At 41.8% G+C, this 15501-nt stretch carries 13 protein-coding genes; 4 read left to right on the forward strand and 9 right to left on the reverse strand.

Annotated features, from left to right (window positions below):
* Nucleotides 1-120: 120 nt before the first annotated feature.
* The 9 genes from MKP07_RS07815 to MKP07_RS07855 all read right to left on the reverse strand — a co-directional run bounded on the left by MKP07_RS07815 (nt 121) and on the right by MKP07_RS07855 (nt 9663).
* Nucleotides 121-2028 (reverse strand): alpha-2-macroglobulin family protein, encoded by a 1908-nt coding sequence (locus tag MKP07_RS07815; RefSeq protein WP_240846442.1) that lies wholly within the window; start codon nt 2026-2028, stop codon nt 121-123.
* 35 nt (nt 2029-2063) lie between these two features.
* Nucleotides 2064-2645, reverse strand: a complete 582-nt coding sequence (locus MKP07_RS07820; RefSeq protein ID WP_240846444.1) for a carboxypeptidase-like regulatory domain-containing protein — start codon at nt 2643-2645, stop codon at nt 2064-2066.
* A complete protein-coding gene (locus tag MKP07_RS07825) occupies nt 2642-3244 on the reverse strand; it encodes a hypothetical protein (RefSeq protein ID WP_240846445.1) in 603 nt (200 codons plus the stop codon). Before MKP07_RS07825 ends, MKP07_RS07820 begins: the two co-directional genes overlap by 4 nt.
* On the reverse strand, nt 3184-3735 hold the full coding sequence (locus MKP07_RS07830) for a hypothetical protein (protein ID WP_240846448.1): 552 nt from the start codon (nt 3733-3735) through the stop codon (nt 3184-3186). The genes MKP07_RS07825 and MKP07_RS07830 overlap by 61 nt, the downstream gene beginning before the upstream one ends.
* A 272-nt stretch (nt 3736-4007) precedes the next feature.
* Nucleotides 4008-4211: a hypothetical protein gene (locus tag MKP07_RS07835; RefSeq protein WP_240846450.1), complete on the reverse strand. Its 204-nt coding sequence runs from the start codon at nt 4209-4211 to the stop codon at nt 4008-4010.
* Complete coding sequence (locus MKP07_RS07840; RefSeq protein WP_240846451.1) at nt 4208-5254, reverse strand: hypothetical protein; 1047 nt, start codon at nt 5252-5254, stop codon at nt 4208-4210. The genes MKP07_RS07835 and MKP07_RS07840 overlap by 4 nt, the downstream gene beginning before the upstream one ends.
* An 840-nt stretch (nt 5255-6094) precedes the next feature.
* Entirely contained in the window at nt 6095-7156 is a 1062-nt protein-coding gene (locus MKP07_RS07845; RefSeq protein ID WP_240846453.1) for a TlpA family protein disulfide reductase, read from the reverse strand.
* Nucleotides 7157-7163: 7 nt separating this feature from the next.
* Nucleotides 7164-7748 carry a LytR/AlgR family response regulator transcription factor gene (locus MKP07_RS07850; protein WP_240846456.1) on the reverse strand — a complete coding sequence of 195 codons (585 nt, stop codon included), beginning with the start codon at nt 7746-7748 and terminating at the stop codon, nt 7164-7166.
* A 166-nt stretch (nt 7749-7914) separates the two neighbouring features.
* Entirely contained in the window at nt 7915-9663 is a 1749-nt protein-coding gene (locus tag MKP07_RS07855) for a sensor histidine kinase (RefSeq protein ID WP_240846459.1), read from the reverse strand.
* A gap of 198 nt (nt 9664-9861) precedes the next feature.
* On the opposite strand from MKP07_RS07855, the gene lysS reads away from it, so the two are divergent.
* The 4 genes from lysS (at nt 9862) to MKP07_RS07875 (ending at nt 15491) form a co-directional block, all read left to right on the forward strand.
* The gene (gene lysS, locus MKP07_RS07860; RefSeq protein WP_240846461.1) at nt 9862-11385 is read left to right on the forward strand and encodes a lysine--tRNA ligase; all 1524 of its coding nucleotides are present in this window, start codon (nt 9862-9864) and stop codon (nt 11383-11385) included.
* Between the two features lie 128 nt (nt 11386-11513).
* Nucleotides 11514-13184, forward strand: coding sequence for an FMN-binding glutamate synthase family protein (locus MKP07_RS07865; protein WP_240846464.1), 1671 nt, complete (start codon nt 11514-11516; stop codon nt 13182-13184).
* 37 nt (nt 13185-13221) lie between these two features.
* Complete coding sequence (locus MKP07_RS07870; protein WP_240846466.1) at nt 13222-13995, forward strand: alpha-L-fucosidase; 774 nt, start codon at nt 13222-13224, stop codon at nt 13993-13995.
* Nucleotides 13996-14138: 143 nt separating this feature from the next.
* Nucleotides 14139-15491, forward strand: coding sequence for a discoidin domain-containing protein (locus tag MKP07_RS07875; protein ID WP_240846468.1), 1353 nt, complete (start codon nt 14139-14141; stop codon nt 15489-15491).
* The last annotated feature ends 10 nt before the right edge of the window (nt 15492-15501 follow it).

The following is a 15501-nucleotide window of genomic DNA, read 5'->3' on the forward strand; positions in this document are numbered from 1 at the left end:
CGCTGTGCTCCGCTCGAAAAGACGATTCTTTATGTCATTGCCTCATTTATTTTGCCCTTCCAAATTTTCTTACTTTTTAAGTCTCTATTCACAAGATCTTGTAAGCATTTTATCCCGTCATTATTTTATCGCCACTTTCTTCATGCCCTCTCTTCCATAAAACACGGGGAAATACATCATCTCTGCCTTAGCCGGGTTAAGGTTATACACGCCCGAATAGCGCGGCATTAATTCAATATCAAATACATATTTACCCTGGCCGAGCTTTGCACAGAAGATGGATGTTTTGTTTTTAAAATATTCCCGGTGGGTTTCTACACCCCAGAAGCTTTGTCGTTTGTTTTCATAACTACAGCCTGCCGGTATTGGCACTTCTATCATTACATACTCCGCATCGGCACGGGCTGTTACTTCTACACGCAGGATCGTTGTTTTTCCTCCCTTTAAATCTTTTGTTTCAAATCCGTTTTGCATAAAGTAAGATCGCATTTCGAAATCTTTCGACACTTTTTCCGGTTGCCTGTTTTGAAATTGCTGGTAAGCCGTAAAGTATACTGGCATATTGCCTTGTTTACTAACCGTTATTTTCTCTCCGGCTGCATATTGTTTTTCAAAGGGGAATGTGCTGATGCGCTCGCCGTTTATTTGTGCCGATGCCGGTTTTGGTTTTTCGCCTTCTTTTAATAAATCGGGTAAGATGGTTTCAAGGATCAAAGAAGACTCATAGGTATTACGCCACTGGCCGTTTCTGCGTTGTTCTAAAAAGTACTGTCTTATCCTGGATAGCTCTTTTTCGTGACCGCCATCGGCTCTTAAAATTTTATACGCCATCAATGTGTTTTGTATACTGTTGTTCCAGAAATGGTATCGCTCTTCACCCCAGTATAGTCCGCCAAACATAGTGGCTTTTTTATACTTTATTAAAGAATCCATTGTTACGGGTATGCCCGCCATTTGTTTAAGTTGCGCCAGCTGCATCCATTCGTATAAACTCTTCTGCCGTTTTTTATAGAGCGAGTCGGACTCTTTCAGCTTTATCCAATCTTTAACGCTATGGTTGTGATCCACCACCTGCAATAACCGGATCATATTCATATCGGCCCTGGCGCCTGCATCTGCTACTTTACCCAGCAGGTATCTATACAAAATATCTTTGTTCAATTGTATTTTGTACCCTTGCTCTTCGGCCATTAGCAGCGCCTCTACTACATGCAGGCTGATCCAGGGTTCTTCGGCTGTTCCCTGCCACCATCCCCATAGGTTTTGCATGGTCTTATTTTCGTTTAGTCTCTTTATAACATCCATGATATGCTTTTCATATTTAAACGGTTCTTTTAAATAGGTTCTTAGTTTCTTCTCAAGCAATAAAGATTTTAATTTGGAGGCCAGCTGTTCGTTACACAGGTATTCATAGTCGCGCAGCTGGCGCATTTCATCCAGCAGTACAGGGAAGACGGATGCCTCTGCTCTCACAGTGCCCGGCCCTTTGGTTTTATCAAATGTATACCGCACTGTTGTATCCCTTTCCATGTAGAAAAAACGGCCCTCTGTCTCTTTCACTCCTGTTGCATAAACCGGTACTTTTCTTTGCTCCCCATCAAAATACCCATTGGGTTGTTGTAAGGTATATTCAAAGTTGAGGCTGTCGGTTCCATTCACTGTAACCATAACCGTATCTATATGTGCATTGGTCACGCTAATACTGTCATTACGCAATTCCCTGCCATTAAATTTAAATACCCGGTTTACGCGCTCCGGTATTGGTGTATAATTCATCAGCTTGCCGATCACGTTAATGCTATCACCCTCTATGGCAAACAAGGGCGATGTAAAATTGGCGCTCAGTGTTTTAAAAGATTTAATAGACGTCTCCAGGTAGCCGCTTTGTTGGTTACCGTTGATAGCAATAACTCTTATTTTCCAGCTGGTAATATCATCAGGGAAAGTAACTGTAAAAGAAGCTTCTCCTTTTACATCTGTTACTAACCTGGGCTGCCAGAACCCTTCATCAGAAAAGTGGGTACGCATTCTTTGTGCTCCGGGCTCCGGCGCGCCGGCCTCGTTTATGATGGTGCTTCCTTTTTTGTTTTGATGATCACCACCCCGTTAGCTGCACGGGCCCCATAAATAGCTGTAGCATCAGCCGATTTTATCACATTTAATGTTTCAATATCATTCTGGTTTAAACTATTGATATCACCTTCAAAAGGAACTCCATCTACGATGAGTAAGGGTTTTTGACTAGCAGCCATCGTGCCGGAGCCCCGTATCATAACACCGGCTACTTTTCCCTGCATCAAGTCTGCAATATCGGCTATGGTTGTGTCTGAAAGTTCGTTGCTGCTAACAGAAGCAACCGAGCCTGTTAGCATTTTCTTTTGTTTAGTACCAAAACCTACCACAACCACTTCTTCCAATTGGCCCTGTTCGGCAGTAAGTTCTACATCTCCTACATTGCCATTGATTGTTTTAAGAGTCAGCTCAGAATAGCCTACCATGGAGATAACAATCTTCCCTTTTTGTGGAACATTTATTTTAAACAGTCCTTTTTCATTGGTGAACGCACCGGCTGCGAAGCCGTCAATAATAACACTGGCGTTCGCAATGGGTAATTTTGTCGATGCATCTATCGCACGGCCTGTCATTGTGTTTCTAAATTGCGAAAAATCAAAATCCTTACTGTTAAATAAGCTGATGGTTTCTTTGGGCACTTGCACTGCATAGTTCCTGAGATTTTTTCCGACTTGATATTTGTATCCAGTTGTTTACTGAATTTATCGGCGCTATTAATGGTAAGGGACTTCCAGCTATAGTAATTAATCCCTCCTGGGCGTACTTCTATCGCTGTTACTTTCATATAACGATTATCCTGTAAAAGAAACAGTATATCATATTTTCCTGCAGGCAGGGTTTGGGTTGCATTATTATTACCATTCAATATTAAAAGCTGGTGCGGTTTTGCCGGGTTGCTGATTAGAATATTTTTCACATACGGCAACCGATTGGTGAATGCAGTGTCGATAGCGTATTTCAAGCGCCCGGCGATGGTATCAAAGTCCATCTTTCCTTGATATAATTGCGTGGTGCGGCTTCGCAGATTCAGGAACTCATTCCAGATGCTGTCATAGTCTTTGTTTCTCAGTACCTGTTGCTGATAGGCTTCTGCCAAAACATGTTTGCTGCTTAATGAAGTATCAAAAGCATACAGGTCTTTATATGATTTTTGCTTGATAAGTCCCGGCAAAAATGTGTATGTGTAACCGGCCTCTTTGAAAAAGCCTGGTTAACAGCAGGTGATTGAAAATAAAGCAAACTGCTTTTTAATGGTCCAACAAGCCTGTCATGCCCTCTCGACCCCAGTAAAGGAGGCGGGTTCAGCCATAGTTTAACACTATCGTCGTGCACAAAGGCCTTAGCGCCTTCAAAATTATCCATCACTTTAATCATATACCGGTTTAGCCTGGCTGCTTCCGAATCATCTAAAACAGGCTTTCTTTTTACCACATGCACTTGCCGGTTAGTTATATCAGCCCCCACGCTAAATGTAGTCTTTACACCCTCTCTAAAGAACATTTCTTTTATCCATATTTCATAGCCAGGCGTACGTAAACGGATACTATGGACACCTGGTGTAATGGCAAATGCATACTGCTGCAGTTGTTGCGCATTGTAGTAAAAAACCGGTACCTCGTCTACATAAATAATATTAACCGCTTCAAAATTTCCCTCCTTCATAACAAAGGGAGCAAACTGTGTAATACTGTCCCTGGCAGGCTCCGTTGTAATGTATAATTGGTTGGGATGTGTAAACCTGTAATAAGCCATAGTATCCAAAGCCAGCTCCCCGGCCCATTTTTGCCAATTTAGCCCGATGCTGCTATTGGCATATAGTTCATCGCTTTCAAACTCAAAAGGCTTTGTTTTTCTCTGGTAGAATACTTTTCCAAATCGAGGGATCTGCGGTGTGCTGCTGTTGAATTTGGATGTGTGTGCATAAGCCGTTACGTCTACATCAGGAACGGGGCTTTCTTTGCATCAAGCACCCTCACTTTCATGTTTACCTTTTGCCCGGGATATACCATATCAGGCGCCAGCAATTTTATGTCCAGCTTATTGGCATTATAAAAAGCACTTATTTCTTCAGTCTGCTCTTGATCATCCCAGAAATAATTAATGCGAAAATGAGCCGCCTGTTCAGTTGAATGTTTCACAACGGTGTCCAGGCGGTTCGTATATCCGTCAATAACACTTTATCACCAGAAAATGCCGTGTACCAGAAAGAAAGTTTATGCGGGTTAACAACGGCCAAATGCAGTTGATTTTCCTTTTGTACAGCAACGGGGTGTATATCGGGTGTAAAGTTGTTAAGCGCTATAGTGGTATCCATTCCATTATTCAGCAGCAGGTGATAATCATGCGCCCGGTAATCAACAGGTATAACTAATGGAAGCTGCACTTGCTGCGAGTCGATGATGGTACCACTGGCTGCATTTTTGTACAGCCATCCGGTTTGCTTTTGTTCTTTGCCTGAATCTGTAAAGTTAAAACTCAGGCTGTCTTTGATAAACTGCGCAGCAATCTCCTTTGTCACTTTAATCTTCCGTGCATCAAAGTCGAGGTATTGATTATTGACCCTGGTTTCGTTATTGCTGTTCAGCATTCGCAGGTTTAACGAGAAGGATAATGCCGCATCCGCGAAAATACTGTCGGGTAATACCAGCTTGGTTTCCCCAACCGGGTCAAGTAGCATATTATTTGTCCATAAGCTATCTTTAATAAAAACAGTGTCTCCATAAAATGCTTTAACATACTGTAAGCGGGCTACGATCTCCACACGGGCATCAGGTACTGCCAGTTCATTTTCATCAGTCGCTTTCATGAAGAGCGTTATGGGTTCGCCCGGATAGTGAGTGTTTTTATCGGTGCGTACATTAAAGCTCAGGGACTTCAGCTCATAATCTTCGTACCTGAACGATCCAGATGTAAGCACCTTTTCCCTGTCGGCGATCGAGTCGGTAAGGCGGACAAAATAATCAGCATCCAATCTTAACCCCAGGCTGTCAGTTAATATAAACTGGTACTCGTAGGCTCCTGCTCTGTAAGGGCTCAGCTGGGTGATGCGCTTGGGTCCATTAGGCCCATCCAACATAACGTGGAGGCTCCTGGATGGTATGTTTTCACCGTTTGCAGTTAATACATAGGCTTTGAATTTTACCGTATCATAGGGCTTATATAAAGGTTTGCTAAATACCATAAAGCTCCGGTATGTTTTTGATGGTAACGGCCTGCGTTTATTTTTTGAAAACAGGCGTTTGATCTGTTTTAACGGAAATATATGCACGATACGTTTCCTGTTTTTTTCTTTCTGCCGATATGCATAATGCTCGTCTACATCATAGGTAAAATAATTACTAACCCCATTATGGACAACTTTAATATAGCCGTCTTCTTCAGGATAGGTATAGTTATAAAGCTTCGCTTTCTCGTCGTATTTTATTATTTTTCCCTTCGCGTTAGTTGCCTTTGCATGCGTTATCCTGTTTCCAATATCGTCTGTTAACGTAAACTGGAAATCCCTGAGATTGTTTACAAATTTCAGGCTTACATTATTCCTTGTGATGAGCTGATACTGCAGCTTATTCTTAACGGGCCGAACCTGTAGGTAGTTGCCAAAAGGAAGCTTTTTACATTGCCTGATATCGGTATAACTGTCTGCCAGCTCATGAAAAAAGCGTCGGTTACTGCCCTGGGGTCCTTTATCAGGAGCTCCGTTTCTTTATCGGTAAGCCGGTATACTTGGGTGACAGGGCCCGATGTAAGGCCATTGCTTAAAGTAGTCTGCGACCAACTGTAACAAACCATTAAAAACAAAAAAATAAGGCAGCATGCTTTTCTCATATCAACAATTGTATCAGCAGGATGCAATTGTTAAATAACTTACATAAAAAAATTAAACTTATTTTGACGCTCGTTTTATTCCATATCTGTTTTCCTTTTCAGAAACCTCTTACCAGCCATGAAAAGACTAATTAATTTCAATGAAGTCTCTTCATAAATACTGTATAGAGTAAGCGAATGATTCTCCTTTTTACTTTTATTTATCTAATAAGGCAACAATATCTTTTTCCTCAATCCAGGAGGTTGCCATATTTTCTACCTGTATGATGTTTTTATTTTCATCCAGCAGAAATTTAAACGGGATAAATGGGATAAAGTAGTTCTTCATCAGTGATGTTTCCCACCCTTTTAATTCAGAGATATTGATCCATTTTTCTATGCCGTCCTTCCTCATTGCTTTGATCCATTTTCCTTTTTCTGTGTCAATGGAAATACTGATGATTTCAAGGCCCTTTTCTTTATACTTCTGATACCAGTTAATTAATTTGGGGTGTGTTGCCCGGCAAGGCCCGCAATCGCTCGCCCAAAAATCTAAAAGTATCGCCTTCTTTCCAGCTACCGAATTAAGCGAAAAATTATTGTCGCTGGTATCTTTCATGATAAAAGGTTCAAACTTCTTTTCTGCCGCAATTTTATCTTTCCTCTTAAAATCTTTAACCAGCAAACTTATTTCGTCGCTTTCCTTAAGTTCGGTGGCAAGCTTCTGTATCAGTACCTTCGTAGGCCCATCGCCAACATAAAACTGTACAGACCTTACCATGCTGGCCAGCACGGCAGCGGAATTGTCAAGCGCTATTACACTATCCATATATTGCACAACCCGGTTTTTTTGCCTGCTCCTAACACTATCCCTATTTTCTCCTTGTGCAGCTTTTACACCGAACCCGCTATAAAGCTGATTTTGAAAATCATTAAACAACTGAGCTTTTGCAGGACCTCTTAACCCAGGTGTTCTTAAAACAATGGACCGTTTCGTTCCTATTGACATCTCTTCACATTCAAGCGTATACTTACCAGGCTCTAACCACAAGGAGTGGGCGCTTGAACTATCTGTTCGGATAAGAAAGGTACGCGCTTCATTTACACTGCCTTCAATCCTAAAACTACCATCTGGTTGTATTATTGCCGGGTCAAAACCAGACAATAACACCTGTTTACTTTTGCTTAGCAAATTAATTCTCCCCTGTATCGAAACTTGTTGTTGTGCATCAGCATAGATTGTCGTTATTAACAGGCACAAAGACAGCATTTTTTTCATGGCTTTTTTATTTTAAATGAATAAGCGCTTGCGTTACGTTTTCTTTTTTGCTTCTTGAAATAGGAATTTCATCTCCATTGTCGAGTATCAGGTAGCCGCCGTCTTCTTTTACCCAACTTTTGATATGCTCCTTATTAACCAAATGCGACTGATGACAGCGGATAAAATCAAAAGCAGCCAGCAATTCTTCATATTCATAAATGGGCCTCGACACAATAATTTTTTCACCCGATGAAAAGAAGAAGCTGGTATAGGCATTGGACGACTCACAGCGGATAATTTCCCGGGGATTTACAAAACGGGTTTCTTTTAATGTTGGTAGTGCCAGTTTATGCGTTGATTTTTGCTCCCGGTTTTTTATTAGTTGCAACAGGTTTTCCAGTTCATAGTTTTGCATTTTGCCTTTTACGCGGTTTTCGGCTTTTTGAACGGCAGCTTTGAGTTCTTCTATATTTACAGGCTTCAGCAGGTAATCGATAGCTGAAAATTTTATGGCCTGTATCCCATACTGGTCGTATGCCGTTATCAGAATGATTTCGAAGCTATAGTCGGTCAATTCTTTCAACATTTCAAATCCTGTTTTCCCCGGCATTTGTATATCCAAAAAACGAGTTGCGGTCTCAGATTCTTTATCAGCACAATTCCATCGTCCGCATTAATAGCGGTGCCCAATACATGCACTTGTGGACAGTACTGCTGCAACAATCCTTCAAGATTTTCTATGTTATTTTGTTCGTCGTCTATTATGATGGTTTGAATCATAGGAGCCAGTTTTTAAATATAAATATTACCTGAGTGTTGTTGTCTTGCCTCTTTGTTTCCCAGCTAATCCGGCCGGTTTTGAGGATACCATTTAATAAATCAACTCTTTCAGCCGTTAGCTTCAGACCTAGTCCGTTTTTGGCTTCAGCATTAAACCCGTCGCCATTGTCCTCAACAGTTATCAGCAAATCATCGTTAATAGCCTTATAGCTTATAAACAAACGGCCATTCTTATACGATTTGGCAATGCCATGTTTTACCGCGTTTTCGATTACCGGCTGCAGCAATAGTACAGGCACTTCAATAGCATGCCGGTCAATTGTATCATCAACATCAATTTCATATTCAAACCCAAACCGAAGCTGTTCGAGTTTAAGGTAGTTCCTGATCAGCTCTATATCTTCTGACAGGCTGATCAATTCCTTCTCACTCTGGTTTAAGGAGTTCCTGAGCAGCATACTGAAGTCGTTAAGGTATTTATGTGCCGCCTCCATATCATTTTTCGTAACAAGGCCTTGGATGGAAGTAAGTGCGTTGAATACAAAATGTGGATTAAATTGCGACTTGATGGATTTTATCTCGGCTTGTGTAAGCTGCTGCTCTATTTGCTGCTTTTTAAGCCTGGCTTGCTGTCTGCGATTTTTTAATAGCAGAGCGATTGAAAACAGTGCCAGCAACGACACCAGACCTGCGGTTAGTTTAAACCACCAGGTTTGATACCACGCATGTTTTATAGTAAATGAATATTCATCAACTGTTTGTCTTTGAAAGGCATACCGCAACAAAAGCTTATAATTGCCGGGAGACAATTTTTGCAGAAAGATTACGTTAGGATCGAAGGTATTGGGTTGCCAGCCCTGGCTATCTTTATCCTTTATAAGATTGTATTCTACCAGTTCTACCGATTTTACCTTATCCTTTAGGTATAAAAACAAATTGTTTTCATCATAGTTAAAAACGTTCTTTACAGAAAGCAGGCTATCTACCGGCTTCAATCCTATATCTCCATAGTAGGTGCTTGTATTAGGTTTGCTAAAGTCGTGCTTCCATTGGTATTTGTATACTTCCACAAAATTCTTAAAAGCAGTGGTGCTGAAGGTAGCAATCACAGACGGCGCTCTTTTTATCCAGGTTGCGGCGATTCTATAGATCGTATCCGGAATCAATAAGTTCTTTACTTCTACAGTAATGCTATTATTTACAGGGGCATTAAATTGGCCCAGGTAGGCCATTTGCTTCTGCTCCGATCCGTCTATATTATATCTGAAATGCATAAAAACCGGGCTAAAAAATCTGACTTTAGTCCATCCCAGAATTTCTTTCCTCTTATTTTCCAAAACTCTGAACCTATATTGTTCCATATTCTGAGAGTCTATACCATACGCTGTTATTATTACTGGCACAGAGTCAAATAATGGCACTGCTATTGAAAAAGGAAAGTCTCCCATAGAGGCATATCCCTTTCCCTTTTCAGGTGTGAACTTAAATGCATCCAGCGCCTTTAATGTTTCTTTTAAATTTAACGCGGTTTTTGTGTACAGGTTCTTTGAATGAAACATCGAAAGAATAACAGGTGTATATTTTCCAGTTGGCTTCCTGGTAGGCGTTGCTACTTCAAAATGATCGTAGTTTTCGCGTATTTTGTCACCATCTAGCTTACCCTTAAGCAGCGGATGTACCGAGTCGACTATCGCTGTTTGGGAAAAGCAGTCAATAGCCGTCAATAACAAAATCGATATATACAATACTCCCTTCATTTACATAGCAAATCAAAACAAAAAACAGAAGAAAAATAAGCCGTTCTTTGAATTTTACCTATTAAGATTTGAATCGAACAGCCCTGATCTAAAATCTCCAATCTTAAATCTTCAAATCGGGTATCTTTGCACGGCTCCAAAAGGTAGTTTGATTTACCATTTTGGATATGTTTTCAATTTTTAATTATGAGTGTACAACAATTATCAGAGCAGGAACAGATCAGAAGAGAGAAGCTGCAAAAGCTGAAAGAAGCAGGTATTAATCCCTACCCGCCGGAGCTATTTCCCGTATCGCATTATTCGGCAGATATTAAGAATAGCTTTACCGAAGAATCCAAAGACCAGTTTGCCCAGGTGAATGTGGCTGGCCGTATCATGAGCATTAATGATAAGGGCAAGGTGTTTTTTATAAAAATACAGGATAACCAGGGCATTTTTCAACTATATGTAAAGCGTGATGAGTTATATCCCGGCGAAGACAAAAGTCTTTGGGATGTACTGGTGAAGCACGGGCTGGACCTGGGCGATTTTATCGGTGCCAGCGGTTATGTGTTTATTACTAAAACAGGGGAGACTTCACTTCATACGCAGTCGTTGACCTTATTGGCTAAATCGCTAAAGCCCTTACCGGTTGTAAAACGCGATGAAGAAGGAAACGTATTTGACGAAGTAACGGACCCTGAATTTAAATACCGCCAGCGCTATGCCGACCTGGTGATCAACCCATCGGTAAGAGATACTTTTGTGAAGCGCACCAAATTAATGAATTCTATCCGCGAGTTTTTGAACCAGCAGGGCGCATTGGAAGTAGATACACCCGTTTTGCAGGCTATTCCGGGTGGTGCCGCAGCCCGGCCTTTTGTTACCCATCATAATGCGTTAGATGTTCCCTTCTACCTGCGTATTGCTAACGAGTTGTACCTGAAAAGATTGGTTGTGGGCGGCTTCGACTGGGTATACGAATTTAGCCGCAACTTCCGTAATGAAGGTATGGACCGCACACATAACCCCGAGTTTACGGTATTAGAGTTCTATGTAGCCTACAAAGATTATTTCTGGATGATGGAAACTACGGAGCAGCTATTGGAAAAAGCTGCACTGGATGTAAACGGAACCACCGACGCGACCATTGGCGATAAAACCATCTCATTTAAAGCGCCGTTTGCAAGAGTTTCTATCTACGATGCCATTAAGGAACATACCGGTTTTGATGTAAGCGAAATGGATGAAGAAGGGTTAAAAGATGTTTGTGGTAAACTGGGCATTCATGTAGATAAAAGCATGGGTAAGGGCAAGTTGATCGATGAAATATTCGGAGAGAAATGTGAGCATCATTATATACAACCAACATTCATCATCGATTACCCTATTGAGATGAGCCCGCTTACTAAAAAGCACCGCAGCAAAGAAGGGCTGGTAGAGCGTTTTGAGCTGATGGTAAACGGTAAAGAAGTGGCCAATGCTTACAGTGAATTGAACGACCCGATTGAACAGCGTGAGCGTTTTGAAGAGCAGGCTAAACTGATGGAGCGTGGCGATGAAGAAGCCATGTATATTGACTATGACTTTTTACGCGCCCTGGAATATGGTATGCCTCCGACATCGGGTATCGGTTTTGGTATCGACCGCCTGGTGATGATGTTAACTAATTCTCCTTCCATACAGGATGTTTTATTATTCCCGCAAATGCGACCCGAGAAGTTCGATTAAAAACATATTCAATTTTTTTGTACGGCACTCCTTAACAGGGTGCCTTTTTATTTTAAAAAGATTAGCACAACTATTGATTTTTTAGATTGTTTTAAATTGATACATTCGTCATATAAAATGTTTTGTATATGAGGCGCCTTTTTATCATTGTAGCCCTGCTGTCGCTTGTTGTTACATTCTTATTAGGTTATTATTTCAGCATTAACTGGTATGTGCTTTTTGTGGGTGTGTTGGCCGTTTCGATCATGGGATTTTATGATATGGTGCAGACCAAACATAGTATTCGCCGCATTTATCCTGTATTTGGGCGTTTGCGTTATGTAATGGAAGAGCTGCGCCCCAAGATATATCAATACTTTGTTGAATCAGATATCGATGGGCGACCCTTAAACCGTATAGACCGGTCTACGGTGTACCAACGTGCCAAGCAGGATAATGATACAATGCCCTTTGGTACGCAGCTGGATGTGTATGCGCCCGGTTATGAATGGATTTGCCATTCTATTGCACCCAAAGGTTTTGATACGCTGGAGCATAATCCACGTGTGTTGTTTGGTAATAAAGATTGTAAGCAACCTTATAATGGAAGTATTCTCAATATATCTGCGATGAGCTATGGCTCTTTGAGCTCTAATGCTGTTGAAGCCATGAATGGAGGTGCTAAAATCGGCGGGTTTGCGCACAACACAGGAGAGGGCGGGCTAAGCGACTACCATTTGAAACAGGGCGGCGACCTGATATGGCAAATAGGTACCGGTTATTTTGGCTGCCGCGATGAGCAGGGTAATTTTTCACCGGAACTGTTTGCTACAAAGTCGCAGATACCGAACATAAAAATGATCGAAATAAAAATTTCACAAGGCGCCAAGCCTGGTCATGGCGGTATTTTACCGGCAGCCAAAAATACGCCAGAAGTAGCCAGGATCCGCCATATAACGCCCGGAGTTACTGTTGAGTCTCCTCCTTATCATACCGCATTCAGTTCGCCGCGGGAGCTGGTTCAGTTCATCAAACAACTAAGAGATCTTTCCGGCGGCAAGCCTATTGGATTTAAATTATGCATAGGGCATAAAAGCGAGTTCATTGCTATTTGCAAAGCCATGATCAGCCTGGACACTTATCCTGATTTTATTACAGTGGATGGTGGTGAAGGCGGTACCGGCGCAGCACCCCAGGAGTTTTCCAATTATGTTGGCGCTCCTTTGCTGGATGGGCTGGCTTTTGTAGAAGACGTATTGTGTGGTTTAAATATTCGCCATCATATCAAGATCATTGCTTCGGGAAAAATTATGACGGGTTTCCATATTGCACGGGCAGCGGCTTTGGGTGCCGATGCCTGTAACTGCGCCAGGGCCATGATGCTGGCCGTTGGTTGTATACAAGCCTTGATCTGTAATACCAATCGCTGCCCAACCGGCGTGGCAACACAGGATCCAAAACTTACCAAAGGATTAGTTGTAGAAGATAAACGCGAAAGAGTTGCCAATTTCCATAAGAATACAGTGAAAACATTTGTAGAACTGATGGGTGCCGCAGGGTTAAGAGGTATGCAGGACATTACCAGATCGCATGTATACCGGAGAGTATCCTTGACCGCTATGTATACTTTTGAGGAAATATTCCCTTCGGTAAGGCCCGGTTCTTTCATTAGTTGCCATGTACCGGAAAAATATAAGGCCGACTACACTTTTGCCAGTGAAGAACGGTGGGGCATACATACCGTAGGAAGCTGGAGCGACGACAACACCAAAGAAAAAGTAGAAGTAGCACAAACGGCATCCGATAATTCTATTAAATAAATCATCTTGTTCTTTATATTCCAATAAACCCATCAGCATGTTTAAAACGCTTTCGTTCACAGCATTTGTTTCTTTATTTTCTTTGGTAGCTGAGGCCCAACCAGGTGCCTCCTCAATGCCACTAAAAAATACTTACGAAATATTAAGTACAGATTCTAAAGAAGCCATTATTAACAAAGCTGTGCATGTGGTGCCTACAGCCAACCAGTATTCCGCATTACGAAATGAGTATATTGCCTTTATACATTTTGGTCCCAATACTTTTACCAGGATGGAGTGGGGCAGTGGTAAAGAAGACCCCCAAATTTTTGACCTGAAAAACCTCGATACCGACCAATGGTGCCGGGTAATGAAAGAGGCCGGTATGAAGATGGTGATCATCACCGCCAAACATCATGACGGTTTTGTTTTATGGCAAAGCCGGTATACCCAACATGGCATTATGGCTACCGGCTTTCAAAATGGTAAAGGGGATATTGTAAAAGAATTGGCCGCTTCCTGCAAGAAATACGGACTAAAATTAGGTATCTACTTATCTCCCGCAGACCTGTTCCAGATAGAAAATCCCGAAGGGTTATATGGCAACCTGAGTAAGTATACTGAAAGAACCATTCCGCGCGCTGTGCCGGGTCGCCCGTTTGCCAATAAAGCTACTTTTAAATTTAAGGTAGATGATTATAACGAATATTTCCTCAACCAGCTTTTTGAACTCTTAACGGAATATGGACCATTAGCGAAGTATGGTTTGATGGTGCCCATCCCAAAACCAAAGGTGGGCAGACCTATAACTATCTGGCCTGGAAGAAACTGATACAAACATTAGCCCCGAATGCTGTTGTTTTTGGAAAGCAGGATATTCGCTGGTGTGGCAATGAAGCGGGTGGTACCCGGGCTACAGAGTGGAATACGATTGCCTATCCATTTAACCCCGACACAGCAAATTACTTTCCTGATATGACCAAAGCTTCGCTGGGTCAACGGGATGATTTATATAAGGCTAAATACATACACTACCAGCAGGCAGAAACGAACACTTCTATAAGAGAAGGATGGTTTTACCGCGATGATACGGAACAAAAGGTAAGAAGTGCTGATGATGTGTTTGATATATATGAACGTTCTGTGGGAGGAAATTCTACTTTTCTTTTAAATATTCCACCGAACCGGGAGGGGCGTTTTTCGGAGAGAGACGTAAACGCACTGCTGGATGCAGGTAAGCGCATTAAAGAAACTTACGGTAATAGCCTGTTTAAAAATGCGAAGGGAGATTTTAAAGTTTTAGATAACAACCCGGCAACTTTTTCTGTATTAAAGAATAACGAGCCTGAGTTGATCATTACCACGCCTGCCGCCGTTACTATTAATCGTATTTTATTGCAGGAGTCGGTTACTACGCATAGCGAAAGAGTAGAAGCACATGTTGTAGATGCATGGATCAACAATGACTGGAAAGAGATAGCGGCTGCCACCAATATCGGCTATAAAAGAATATTGCGTTTTCCTGAAGTAACTGCTTCAAAATTCAGGATACGTTTTACAAAGACAAGAGCGGTTCCTGGCATCAGTACGGTAGCTGCTTTCTATTATAAAACAAGACCACCTCAATTACAAATCGCCCAGGATATCAATGGCCGGGTAAGTATTGTTCCCCAACAGCATAACTTCAACTGGAATCATAGCGGAGAAAATGCGGCCGCAAATATTAATTCGGGCATTGAGATCCGGTACACCACCAATGGCAGCAACCCGGGTAAAAGTTCTCCACTTTACACAAAGCCTTTTGAAATGGACAAAGGCGAGGTAAAAGCCGCTGCATTCAGTAAAACAGAAATGGGCAGCATTACTACTGAATCAATTGGTATTGCTAAAAAAGAATGGAATGTTGTTGCATCCAGCAGTGAGGCAGCCCGGCACAAGGCGGCTTTGTCATTTGACGGGAATAGCAAAACCTACTGGCTTTCTGAAGCGAACGGCGCAACGCAACATATTACTATTGACCTGGGCAAAACATATAGCCTGAAAGGATTTGCTTATACACCTCCAGTCACACATGATAAAGGCATGATGGAAAAAGGTATTATACAGGCAAGCGCTGACGGACAAACCTGGACGACTATCAGCAATTTTGAATTTGGGAATCTTATCAACGACCCAACCAAACGCAGGCACAATTTTCCTAAAATGGTATCTGCAAAATATATAAAGATCGAATCGAAGGAAATTGCGGGTAAAGGCAATGCTCTGGCAATAGCAGAGCTGGACTTTTTGAGTGAATGGTTCAGCACAAATGGAAAGGGTCCGCTCTAAAAAGAGCGAA

It is taken from the genome of Paraniabella hibiscisoli, from assembly GCF_022512515.1.
Lineage (GTDB): Bacteria > Bacteroidota > Bacteroidia > Chitinophagales > Chitinophagaceae > Niabella > Niabella hibiscisoli.

Excerpts from the sequence above, each read along its gene's own strand:
- MKP07_RS07845 (WP_240846453.1), bottom strand. The coding sequence starts at position 7,156 with ATGAAAAAAATGCTGTCTTTGTGCCTGTTAATAACGACAATCTATGCT.
- MKP07_RS07830 (WP_240846448.1), bottom strand. The coding sequence starts at position 3,735 with ATGAAGGAGGGAAATTTTGAAGCGGTTAATATTATTTATGTAGACGAG.
- MKP07_RS07815 (WP_240846442.1), bottom strand. The coding sequence starts at position 2,028 with ATGCGTACCCACTTTTCTGATGAAGGGTTCTGGCAGCCCAGGTTAGTA.
- MKP07_RS07840 (WP_240846451.1), bottom strand. The coding sequence starts at position 5,254 with ATGGTATTTAGCAAACCTTTATATAAGCCCTATGATACGGTAAAATTC.
- MKP07_RS07850 (WP_240846456.1), bottom strand. The coding sequence starts at position 7,748 with ATGCCGGGGAAAACAGGATTTGAAATGTTGAAAGAATTGACCGACTAT.
- lysS (WP_240846461.1), top strand. The coding sequence starts at position 9,862 with ATGAGTGTACAACAATTATCAGAGCAGGAACAGATCAGAAGAGAGAAG.
- MKP07_RS07820 (WP_240846444.1), bottom strand. The coding sequence starts at position 2,645 with ATGACAGGCCGTGCGATAGATGCATCGACAAAATTACCCATTGCGAAC.
- MKP07_RS07875 (WP_240846468.1), top strand. The coding sequence starts at position 14,139 with ATGACCAAAGCTTCGCTGGGTCAACGGGATGATTTATATAAGGCTAAA.
- MKP07_RS07870 (WP_240846466.1), top strand. The coding sequence starts at position 13,222 with ATGTTTAAAACGCTTTCGTTCACAGCATTTGTTTCTTTATTTTCTTTG.
- MKP07_RS07865 (WP_240846464.1), top strand. The coding sequence starts at position 11,514 with ATGAGGCGCCTTTTTATCATTGTAGCCCTGCTGTCGCTTGTTGTTACA.